This window comes from Flavitalea flava, from assembly GCF_054461575.1.
This window is the reverse complement of the sequence record NZ_JBTLQH010000008.1, coordinates 135,884-148,122: the sequence shown is the minus strand read 5'-3', so window position 1 is coordinate 148,122 and position 12,239 is coordinate 135,884. Positions and strand designations below refer to the sequence as shown.

Here is a 12,239-nt window from a genome sequence, read left to right as displayed (position 1 = left end):
TGTTTGTATCCCGGCTGGTTTTATCTTGTTTTATGATCGTCCTTGTATAGGTTTGGGAAGGAGCCGGTTTGGTTCAACAGCTCAAATTGCTGGTCCAGGTTGAGATGGGAACTGTTTTCAAGACTGGCCTTCAGATCTTCCGGATAGGGATGTTTACCTTTCCATTCCCTGTAATAGTCCTTCATCCCCTTTTCAAAGGCGGAACTACCCATGGTTCTTTCCAGCAGGTGTACCCAAACGGCAGTCCTGGCATAGATTACCAGCCCGTATTCCGTTTCCGAGGAGAAACCGGTTGCCGGTGTTTCAACCGGTTGGGTGGCCTTCAACCGGTTGAGCACTTTATAAACGGCATCCAGGAAGTCTTCTGTATCCAGTTTGCGAATTTCTTCCGGGATCATCGACCCCATCATCATATTAAAACGGTATTTCTCCGCTTCATACCGGAATTCATAAAAGGTGTTGAGGCCCTCATCCATCCAGGGATGTTCCCGCTCATTACTTCCCAGGGCCCCATAAAACCAGTTATGACCGACCTCATGGGCGATTACTCCATCGAGTTCTGACTTTCCCGCACCAGGGCTGGTGATCAGGGTGATCATGGGATATTCCATTCCTCCTGAGGAGCTGTTCCCGGGACCTTCCACCGTGCTGACTACAGGGTAGGGATATTCTCCTATCCAATCAGAGTAGTGCCTGACGGCATCTTTAATATAGGAAATGCTATTTTGCCATTTTCTGTTTATTCCGTGACGGTAATAGGAGTATACATCGATGACCTTACCGGAGGGCAGCCCCAGCGTATCATGGTCGGTTATCAGATATTTGTCGGCAAACCAGGCAAAATCATGTACGTTTTCGGCGTGATAGTCCAGGGTTTTGAGGGCATGGCGATCGTGGTGAGCGTGACCGGCGACTCCGGCAGATCCGGCTGGATGCTGTTCCTGCCCCGTGGCCCCTACGGTGTAGGCCGCGGGCAAGGTAATTTGTACATCGAAGGTGCCGAATTCGCTGTAAAATTCCCCCTGATCCAGATAGGGCATCTCATGCCAGCCCTTTCGGTCATAAACAGCCGGTTTGGGATACCATTGGCTGATCATATAGCTCTGGCCCTCATGACCCAAACGAGAAAAATAAGAAGGAATTTTTACAAAAAAGGGAGTAGCAATCGTTATCACTTCACCGGGAAGCAGGTTAAAGGGCAACAGGAGTTTGATGATATCCTTATGCTGAGGATGTTCTTCCGTATCGATCTTTGTGCCATTGACGGTAAATGCCAACCGGTCGATATAACCATTTTCCTTTATTTTCTTAAGTTTATCCTTTCTTTCTTCTATCTGTGTCAGTTGCCGGTAAAGTGCTGTAGTACTGTCTTTATAGGCATTAGGCCAAAGATGAAAAAAAAGATAAGTGAGCGTATCGGGTGAATGGTTGACGTATTCGATCGTTTCGAAACCTTTCAGGGAATGATCTGCGTCGTTCAGCGCTACACGGATAACATAATGGACTTCCTGTTGCCAGTAAGGCTGCTGCGCAACCGGTTTGGCCCGGAGGCCAGCTTTAGGGTCAGTCTGAGCACCAGCCCCAAGGGCTATGGTTAAAGAAAAGAGCAGGATAATTTTCATTTTATATGATGGCCATTATTTTTCCCTCATTACATTCCCTCATTACATTCCCCCATTACATTCTCCCATAACATTCTCATTACTTTCCCTGCCCGCTGAAAATGATCCGCAAGGTATGGAGCATGATCTTCAGGTCAAGACCCAGGGAAACATTTTCTACGTACATCAGGTCATATTGCATGCGTTCCACCATTTCCTCCACATTTTCTGCATAACCAAACTGGATCATTCCCCAGGAAGTGAGCCCTGGTTTAACTTTCAGGAGATAACGGAAATATGGGGAACGATGATGCAGCTGATCCACATAAAACTGACGTTCGGGCCGCGGGCCTACCAGGCTCATTTCGCCTTTCAGGATATTCCAGAGTTGCGGCAGTTCGTCGATTCGCCATTTTCGCATCGTTTTTCCCCAGGGCGTGACCCGTTGATCATTCAGGGAGGAAAGGGCCGGACCGTTCTTCTCGGCATCCACCTGCATGGAACGTATTTTATAAATCTGGAATTTCTTCCCTTTATAACCTATACGTTCCTGCTGGTAAAATATGGGTCCGGGGGAAGTAAGCCTAACCCGTATGGCTGCAAAAAGGATCAGCGGGGAAAGGAACAGGAGGCCAAATATCGAGACCAGCACATCGATCAGGCGTTTGCAATTTTGTTGCCAGTCAGGGATCAATCCGGTATGGATATCGGAAAGAACGGCGCCAAAAACATTGCTGGTCCTGACAGAGCCGGACAGGATATCCAGGGTGCTGGGAATGATCTTTATCTCCACATCCTTATTGCTCAATTGTTCGATGATCTTTTCCACCTCTTCTTTATCCGATCTTTCCAGGGCCACCACCACCATTTCAATATGGTTCCGGTCTATTGCCTTTTCAAGATCTCCGGAAGTACCCAATTGCGGAAGATAGGTGGCGATGCCGTTATGCTGCTGCTTATCATTGCTGATATAGCCGGCATAATGATAGCCGGATGCGCGTAATCCTTCCAAAGACTCTTTATATATTTTCGTAGCTACGGCATTGGAGCCAACCAGCAGGGTATTAAATACTATTTTGCCTTTTTCAACCTGGCTGCGGACGATATTGAGAATGGTCATTCTGCCTGCCAGGGTAAACAGGAACTGGGCGGAAAGAAATATGAAATAGGTTTTATAGAAATAGTGATAGTCTTTCACCGGGTCATTGATGACGATCGCGAAAAATACAGTCGTACAACCGATGATGCTACAGATAAAAGTATTGGTGATCTCATTCAGCCTTGATTTTTTATAAAGAGAAAGATAGGAGCCGGTTAATGAATAAAGTACCAGCCAACCCAGCGGGATAGTGATGCTGCCCAGCCAGAAACGCTGGGTAAGTATGAGGGTATTATTCCTGAAAATTGTTTCGGAAAGCAGGATCCGGCGACTAAAATGAAAGATGAAGGAGGTAAGCAAAGCGGCAAAATAATCGCTGAGAATATACCAAAGGATATGTATGCTGATATTTGCTTTCTTTCTTACCGCCATGATCCGATCAGGAATTGATGGTATTATGTTTTATTTTTTGCAGGATCTGGTGTGCGATATCCATAGCCCGGAATCCATCGACTTCCGATACCAGGGTTGGGGTATTTCCAAGCACCGCGTCACAAAATTTTTCCAATTCCAAGCGGATAGCGTTTACTTCCGGAACGGATGGATTGGATAAAGCGATCGTCTTTTTGCCATTCGGGGTATCGATATCGAAGGAAAAAACATCCAGATCCTGGGGAGTTTTTAATTTAATGATCTCGGTTTTTTTATTGAGGAAATCGATACCTATATAGGCATCTTTCTGGAAGAGACGCATTTTCCGCATTTTTTTCATGGAAATACGGCTCGAGGTGAGGTTGGCTACACACCCGTTATTAAATTCGATACGCACGCTGGCAATATCAGGGGTATCGGTCATTACCGCGACCCCGCTGGCCGATATATTTTTTACTTCGCTTTTTACCAGGCTCAGAATAATATCGATATCATGGATCATAAGGTCGAGAATGACGCTGACCTCGGTACCTCTTGGATTAAATTGGGCCAGGCGATGGACCTCGATAAACAGCGGATTAAGCTGGGTGCCTTGTATAGCAAGATAGGCCGGATTGAACCGTTCCACATGACCCACCTGTAATTTGACATTCGATTCTTTTACCAGTTTGACCAGCTCCCTGGCTTCTTCCATGGTATTTGCCAAAGGTTTTTCCACAAATACATGTTTACCCTTACGGATTGCTTTTTCACAGAGGGAGAAATGGAAAGGAGTGGGGGCGATAATATCCACCATATCACAGGCGTCCATCAGCAGCTCCGGGTCCTCGAACCTGGGTATCTGGTATTTTTCGGAGACTTCGCGGGCTATTGCATCATTCGGGTCGTAAAAGCCGGCCAATTCCACTTTTTTTATCTCTTTCCAATTATTCAGATGAAATTTTCCAAGATGGCCCACTCCAAAAACACCAACTTTAAGCATTTATTATTTTTTTATGGGCCAAATATAGGTAAAACCAGCAGCCTATCCCTTTGTGGGCGAAACTATACGGCTCCATAAACAATTTAAAAGCTCTGTACCCTTTTGCCAGGAATTATTTCACCGAAGAGAGGTTTCAGATACTTGATAAGATTGGTAAAGGTGAATGGAATGTCCCGGGCAGGGAAAAGCTTGGTTTTTACAAACTGGCTTATTGTGAACAGGAACACCGGGATATAGATGAGTATGGTGAAATAAAAATAGAGTTCGTAAACTTTCAAAAAATAGGTCCGCAGGGAAAAGGTTTCTATTTTCTCGGAACCCAGGAAAAGTTTGAAAAGACCTTTGACAAGGGGAGACAGAAAAGGGAGCTTACCCCAGTTGGAATACCGCACATCTTCATACCGGTATTTCAGATCATAACCAGGAGGAACCTGTTTGGAGTAATAAGACCAGTCGCCTTTTACATCGGCGAAGCTGGCTAATTTTCCATCTGGCCGGACAAAATGAGCATTAAAGGTCGGATCCAAAACTACCCAGTCTTTACCGGTCTTTACTTCTACTATATTATGTGCGGCAAAAACTCCGTCTGCCTTCATTTGAGCTATCCGGATGGGAAATTGATAGGTTTGCAGAATCCTGGCCAGCACCTGTGAGTAACTGCCGCAGGCACCCCGGGTCGTCATCAGATCTACGGCTGTGGAATGGAAAAAATCAGCTTGAGGACCCAACGGTGCTGCTCCATACTGAAAAGTGGAAGCCCGGTCGGTCATCAGGTAATTACATTCCTTCATTGCCTTGATCACAATCGAATCCTGCGTGTCATTGGCATCTAATTGGCGGTTGATCGTGTTTTTTATGGAAAGGAACAGCCCATTTTCATAGGTGGATTCCATTTTAAAATAAAAAATGGATGCCAGCAGAAAACCATTTAAAAACATCAGGAAATATAGATTCCTGAATGGCTTCTTAAATACGGTCACTATTTTTTTAATCGACATAAAATCTTTTACAATGTTTAATGTTCTGTAAAAGAGCCTGCTACAGATTAAAAGTACAACCTATTTTTAAATTACACAAAAAAAGAGGTTGTCATATTATTTTTATCTTACAATTATTGTAGTACAAAAACAATACCGTATATTCCTTTTACCTCAGACTCTTAAAACAGTAGGACCTGGTGAACTGGCTAACATAAAAAGATCGTGCCAGAATTACTAAAGTCCAACCGATGCCTATAACGCAAAAAAAATCTTACTGTTATGTGTAAGGGAAATATAGTTTATTTACATATATCCCCCTTTGATCATATTCCCTTTTAAAAACAGGTAAATGGTTCTACTTATATTAGTGATAAGTATTTATAAGTGAGGAATTTATAAGGTATTAGTTTCCTGGACAGGTAATCCATTACCCAGCCGGAATTCTTATAAAAAAAACGACAAATTTTAATGCAGGGTTAATATCCTCCGGATACTATTTTGGATACAGCTCCCGATACAAATTCGGGTACAGATCTGATATTAATCCTGATACCGGGTTTATTTCACCCGGTACGTACGCAGGTCCGGTCCGATACCCGTTAGTTCCAGGGATTTCCAGCCTGCGGGCAGGCTGGTTTTCAGCTGTATTATTCCCGAAGGAGTGATCTCCAGTCCTCCGAAACCATTCAGCATGGCCTGTAACATGCCTCCTGCACCTGTGGCGAAGTAGGGGTTGTTACCGGTCGCCGTTTCTGCCAGAACGCCAAAGGGCGGTCTCAGATTCGCCGTATAACCTGTTTGGAAAGCCTGGTAAGCCTTGTCCGGCAATCCCAGCCTGGAGTAGAGGATAGAGAATATCGCATGGGTCATCGCCGGGCCTTCACCAACTCTTGGCTGGTAATATTCCAGGTCTTTCCGGATGGCGGCAGGGTTGGTTATTTCTTTTAAAGGATAGGCCAGCAAATTGACGTCAGCCTGTTTGATCTTTTCTCCCTGATAGGAGGCATGTTCGCGGGTAATCCCGTTCTCAAAATGCAAAATGGGGATATTATTCCGCACGGTTATCCAGTCCGGATCGGGAGTTAATCCCAATAGCCGGGCGGCTTCGGTGGCATATAACAAATTGGCGCGGGCGGCCGCATTGGTAAACGCATTGTTATCCACGTTCTCTGCCCATTCATCCGCTGCCACTACATTTGTGATATCATAATGGCCCGGACCGTTTCTTTCCACCCGGCTTGCCCAAAAATCTGCCGTCTCCTTAAGGAGAGGATACCCCTTTTCTTTTAACCAGGTCTTGTCCTGCGTTACACAATAATAACTCCAGGCGGCGATGGCAATATCGGCTGTTATATGGTGTTCAAAAGGCCCGCTGAGCGCCCAGACGGGAGTCTCTTCATTACCGCTGGCTGCGCTTTCCCAGGGGAACATCGCTCCTTTATAACCATGGGCATAAGCATTGCTGCGGGCTTCGGGCAAACGCCGGAATCGGTATTCCATCAGGGAGGCTGCGATCTTTGGCTGTAACAGGAGCAGGGCGGGGAACATCCAGATCTCGGTGTCCCAGAAAGAGTGACCATTATAACCCAAGCCGCTCAAACCCATCGGCGAAAGACCGTAGGAAGTTCCCTGCCGGGCGAAAGAATAAAGATGATAAAGCATGGAGTGAATATCCCGTTGGCTGGTTTCATCTCCCTCTACCCGGATATCACTCTTCCACAGGTCATCCCAGGCAAGCTCATGAAAGGCCGAAAGCCGGCGCGTTCCCTCCAGGGTGGCGAAAAGGGTGAGCCGTTCGGCTTCATTAAGCGGATCCTCATTTTGTGCCGAAGTAATAGCGGATCCCACAATGGAAAAGTGATAGGTCGTCCCTGCTGTCAGTTTCTTCCTGAATTTTAGCAGATGCATATTGTTGTCCCACATTTCATGAATGACCGCCGGCTCGGATCCGTGTGGTTCATCGAAAAGAAAACTATTGGAGGCCGCCATCAACAGTTTACCGGTAGGGCTCCTGGCCGTAGAAGTAAGCAGGGAAATTTTGACATGGGGTCTGTCGATCTCGTTGTAATAGTTCTGAACATCTTTCAGCATATCCGGCGCTTCCATGACACTTGCCGGAGTGATATCGATATCTTTTTTGGCCGTTATGGATATTTCTACCAGGGCCGTATAGGGCAAATGCCGGAGTGCGTACCAGGTATAACTGACGGAGGCTTTATCCGCAACATCAAAACGGGTGGTCAGTTTGCCATGCCGCATATCCAATTCCTGCTGCATATGTGAGCCGGAAGAAAAATGTTCGATCCTTTCGCCGTCGATTTCCAGGTAACCATTTACAAAGTTGAAGGTCTTCAGGATATTACTTACCCGCCCGCGGCCATACAAATCGAAGGCGCCGTTCAATACGATATCTTTTGCCCGGAACGGATCGGTGGAAGATACGATCCCCAGCATGCCATTGGCAACCGTGACTCCATAATAGGGAGATGCCGGATCGATCGCCTCTGTCCGGATGATCCAGGGATCGATGGATGGAGTGCTGGCTGGTGTGGCCGTCATGGTTTGGGCAAAAGCCTGTGAAAAATGAATCTGCACGATTGCCAGCATCAGGCAGCCTTTTCCAAGACGGATAACCAGGGGAAGCATTGTTTGTCGCATCATGGTATTACCTGTTTTTCTGGTAGTTAGGGGCTAATTTACACATTATTGTTTATTTTCGGTGTCGTTGAAAAATGTGAAGTATTGATGATTGGTATTAAAAAATGTGAAGTATTAACGATTGGCCTTAATTGAGTACTCTTATGAACAGAAGATGGTTAGCAGGAATTTTTGCCTTTGTATTGTTTGCAGGGTTTGCCGGTATCTATTTTTTAATTCCCGGGAATCTGGTCATAGCCAGGGTCGAAGGGGTTCGCTGTAACCCTTCGGCTGCATTCAGGACGATCAGTGAAGATAAGAACTGGAATAAATGGTGGCCTCCGCAGGATCGCGGGGAGGATTCATTCCTGATCACCGGTAAGTTCTATCACCAGGTCGGGCTCTCCTTTATTAAAGGAGACCTCCGGATAGTCAGCAAATTAACGGTCCTGCCTGGTGGGGGAATCGATTCGACCCTTCTGCAATGGCAATGCAATTTCCCATCCGGTCTTAACCCGGTGACCAGGATTGTCAGGTACCGGGAAGCGGTCAGGATACGGGATCATATGGCTGTAACCCTGGCAAACCTGCGGACCTTTTTAGAAAAGAAAGAAAATGTATACGGGATCGATATCAAGGAGGCCATGTCCAGGGATTCCACCCTTGTGGCCACCTATCTGCTTACTCCTTCCTATCCTTCCACCGCTGAGATCTACGAACGTATTGCCGCTATCAGGACCTATATTGCCGGCCAGGGTGCCAAAGAGATCAATCATCCTATGATGAACCCCGTTCAAAAAAAGGATGGTTCCTTTGAGACCACTATCGCTATTCCTACGAATAAAGAATTGAAAAAGAACGGCTCCCTGCTTCCGCAGCGGTATGTGCCCTGGAAAATTATGGTTGGGGAGATAAGGGGCGGGCCCTGGCAGGCAAATAAAGCTCTGGAACAATTACAGCAATATGTTTCCGATTATCAGCAATCGGCCATGGGAACCTCCTTTCAATCCCTGGTCACCGAAAGGAATCAGGAGCCGGATACCACCCGATGGATCACCAGGGTGGTGCAGGCGGTTCCTTAATTTTTGACGGGCTGTGTAAATTGTTTACGGTCAAAAGAGAGTACCATCGTGCTGTCATTGTTACGCACCAGGATATATGCTTCCTTTTTACTTTGATCTCCGTTGTCCTTTCCGGCTATACCGATCTTTTTGATATGGCGCGTCTGACCTTTGAGGACCACCCCGTTGAGGGTTTCTGCGCTGAAGGAATTGTGACCTTTATTCAGCAGGATCGTTCCGTAATCCGCGTCGTAACGGCCCATCTGGATATTATTCTCATAGAAGTTACCGACCAGGAACAGATCCGGGAGGCTATCCCCATTGGCATCTACCACTACGGCATCCCGGTAGGGCGATAATTGCGCTTCCCAGGGCATGGCCTCTACCTTAAAATCCAGGTTTCCCTGGTTGACCAGGATCGCGTTGGAAAAATAATCGGCGCTAAGCGTATCGGCTTTTTGAAGTTTCTCTGCTGAAAACAGATCGTTCATGGTAGCCCTGGCGAAATCCTCGGCATACAGAAAACTTTTTTTCATACCGGGGATCTGCTTTTCCAGTTCCTCTTTATTGGCAAAGGGTATCTCCTTCCCATTCAGGTAATAAGTGAGGATCTGTTCTTTTTTCCCATTCCCATCAAAATCATAGACATACATCCGGACCGGTTCTTTTACCGATGCCTTAAGACGGCTGTTCAGCCCCAGGTTTCCTGCGACCAGATCGATGTCCCCATCGTTATCGATGTCGACGGGCAGTATAAAATTCCACCACCCTTTTTTATCCGTCAGAATCTTTTTGGTAAAGACGCCTTTATGATTCAGGAAGGCTATGATCCCGCCCCATTCCAGGGAGAGGATCAGGTCTTTTTGCCCGTCCTTATCCAGATCGAACCAAAGGGCCCGGGTGACAAAACCGATAGTGGAAAGGTCTTTGGCCAGTTTGTCCGTCACATCGGTAAATTTCCCGCTGCCATCATTCCGGAGAAGATAGGAATGAGGGATCTCCCCGTAATTGAAAGGCACCGATCTTCCGCCTATAAAAAGGTCGACGGATCCATCACCGTTAAAATCTGCAGGGGCCACGCAGGAGGCATTGACATACAAACTGTCGAATGCCTGAGGGAATCTTTTCAGCTGTCCTTTACCGTCATTCAGATACACCCTCGGTGAAAGAAAAGGGTCAGGGCCATAATATTCATTTCCTCCGCTGGCTACTACCAGATCCTCGTTTCCATCCCCGTTCACGTCCGCCCAACAGGCATCGACATCTTCGTAAGTACTGTCTTTGTCCAGATCCGGTTGCGGCATTAGGGTGAACTTTCCTGAGCCGCTTTGCAGAAACAGTGATTTTTTCTTCCATTTCGAACCCCCGATGAATACATCTTCGTTCCCGTCCCTGTTCATATCTCCGATGGCCAGGGCCGGCCCTTCTGTAGACAGCATATGGGGCAGGAGTGGTTCGCGGTCGAATTCATGAAAATCATTTTCTTCGTGTTTGTGCAACAGTCCGCTGGTCCTGGTTATATCTTTGAGGGGCGTGGCCGGATTTTTCCAAAAAGCAGCCAGCAGGGAATAGTCAAATTTTGGGAGCCCTTTCTCATAAACCAATTTTAAAAGGCTGTCCTTATCTGTTAGCTTTACTTTTTGAAAGGTATTGTCCGGCCAGACCAGGAAAAGGGAATCCACCCGGGTCTGATCAAGGCCGATATGCATGGGGGTCTCCATACTGCTGAGAAAACCCCTGACCGGGTACTTTTCATAAGTGCGGATGCCACCGCCGGCAAAAAGGATCAGTTTGGCACCCAAAGCGTTGATGTTTTTTTCCGGACCTTTTAAAAGAATATCGACACTGCGTTTTTTTTGACGGTCATTACAGGTATTCCGGTAAATTAGGGCTGCGTCGTCTATATTATTGACCACAAGATCCAGGTCGCCATCACCATCGAGATCGGCATAAATGGCCCCGTTCGAATAAGTAGGCCGGGACCCGGCGATCTGCTGCTCCAGATCCTCAAAGTGCATTTGTCCGGCATTCCTGAAGAATTTACTGGGCAGTTTTATTTCCGGAAATTTTTTAATGAGATCCAGGTCTTTGGTATCCTGACTTTTGTCCTGCATTTTCTCCTGCAATTCCATATTGGAGATGAAATGGATATAGTCGATATCATTCAACCGTTTGGGTATGCCATTCGTAATAAAAAGGTCTTTTAATCCGTCATTATCGAAATCCACCCACAACGGAGACCAGGACCAATCCGTAGCAGCGATCCCGGCGTATAACCCTATCTCACTGAACTGCCCGTTGCGCCGGTTCAATTGCAGGTTATTCCGGGTATATTGATAGTTGTATCCAAAAGCGAGCTTCATGAAAAAATTATCCCAGGAGTCTTCCCCTTCGGACCGCTTCAGAATATAGGGGTCGGACGGCAGCATATCCATCGATATGATCTCCGGGTATCCGTCATTATTGGCGTCAGCCACATCTACGCCCATGGAGAACCGGCTGGTATGCATGATCCGGTCCTGCATTTCATCCGTGAACCGGCCATCGTGCCGGTTGATATAGAGATAGTCGTTTTCGTGAAAATCATTGCTGACATAGATGTCAGGGTAGCCATCCAGGTCGATGTCCGAAACGGTGATGCCTAATCCAAAACCGATGACGGAGCTATGGATGCCGGACTCTTTGGTCACATCGGTAAAGCGCCCCGTTCCTTCGTTTCGAAAAAGCCGGTCACCGGAATAAGGGCTGAAGGTGGCCAGTTTTTCCTGGCGGCGTCCATAGGTTCCATTCTGGTGTACAGTATGGTTAAGCAGGTACATGTCGAGATCTCCGTCACCGTCATAATCAAAAAAAACGGCCTGCGTACTGAATCCGGAAAAATCAAGACCATAATCTTTGGCTTTATCCAGATAGGTGGGAATGCCATTTTTATCTATTCCCTGGCAGACCAGTAACTGATTGTGCCCGGAAGGTACCCCATCCAGTTTGCTTACCTTACATATATAGATGTCCAGCAGTCCGTCATTGTTAATATCCACTATGGAAACTCCTGTCGACCAGGTACTGTCCTCCGGTATACCGGCCGCTTCGGTCACATCTTTAAAATGAAGATCGCCGGTATTTAGATAAAGTCTGTTAGCTCCCTGGTTAGCGGCGAAAAACAGATCTGTTCGCCCGTCATTGTTAAAATCCCCGGCACCCACCCCTCCTCCATTATAATAATACATGTAGTCGAATACATTAAATGCACGGGTTGGGTGAAGGGTATTACTGAAATCCAATCCCGTTCTCGTGTGGTCAAGTACTTCGAATACCGGACTGTCCACCTGAGCGACATTACGGGAACGGCAGCCAGATAAAAGGCTCAGCATCCCCAATCCAACCAGACAGATAAAGTTCCGGGCAATTTGAATCATGACGGCATTATTTGTTCGGGATTATTATCAC

Annotated in this window: 7 protein-coding genes; 1 reads left to right on the top strand and 6 read right to left on the bottom strand. The window is 46.7% G+C overall.

Annotation, left to right across the window (positions count from 1 at the left end):
• Positions 1-20: 20 nt before the first annotated feature.
• The 5 genes from ACX0G9_RS10360 to ACX0G9_RS10340 form a co-directional block, all read right to left on the bottom strand.
• Positions 21-1,622 (bottom strand): M1 family metallopeptidase, encoded by a 1,602-nt coding sequence (locus ACX0G9_RS10360; protein ID WP_459064824.1) that lies wholly within the window; start codon positions 1,620-1,622, stop codon positions 21-23.
• 79 nt (positions 1,623-1,701) lie between these two features.
• Positions 1,702-3,132 (bottom strand): sugar transferase, encoded by a 1,431-nt coding sequence (locus tag ACX0G9_RS10355; protein ID WP_459064823.1) that lies wholly within the window; start codon positions 3,130-3,132, stop codon positions 1,702-1,704.
• 7 nt (positions 3,133-3,139) lie between these two features.
• Positions 3,140-4,114 carry a Gfo/Idh/MocA family protein gene (locus ACX0G9_RS10350; protein ID WP_459064822.1) on the bottom strand — a complete coding sequence of 325 codons (975 nt, stop codon included), beginning with the start codon at positions 4,112-4,114 and terminating at the stop codon, positions 3,140-3,142.
• A gap of 83 nt (positions 4,115-4,197) precedes the next feature.
• Entirely contained in the window at positions 4,198-5,112 is a 915-nt protein-coding gene (locus tag ACX0G9_RS10345) for a hypothetical protein (RefSeq protein WP_459064821.1), read from the bottom strand.
• A gap of 540 nt (positions 5,113-5,652) precedes the next feature.
• The gene (locus ACX0G9_RS10340) at positions 5,653-7,755 is read right to left on the bottom strand and encodes a glycoside hydrolase family 65 protein (RefSeq protein WP_459064820.1); all 2,103 of its coding nucleotides are present in this window, start codon (positions 7,753-7,755) and stop codon (positions 5,653-5,655) included.
• 140 nt (positions 7,756-7,895) lie between these two features.
• Between ACX0G9_RS10340 and ACX0G9_RS10335 the strand changes: the two genes are divergently transcribed.
• On the top strand, positions 7,896-8,813 hold the full coding sequence (locus ACX0G9_RS10335; protein WP_459064819.1) for a hypothetical protein: 918 nt from the start codon (positions 7,896-7,898) through the stop codon (positions 8,811-8,813).
• Here the strand turns inward: ACX0G9_RS10335 and ACX0G9_RS10330 are convergent.
• On the bottom strand, positions 8,810-12,208 hold the full coding sequence (locus ACX0G9_RS10330; protein ID WP_459064818.1) for a VCBS repeat-containing protein: 3,399 nt from the start codon (positions 12,206-12,208) through the stop codon (positions 8,810-8,812). The genes ACX0G9_RS10335 and ACX0G9_RS10330 overlap by 4 nt on opposite strands.
• Positions 12,209-12,239: the final 31 nt, after the last annotated feature.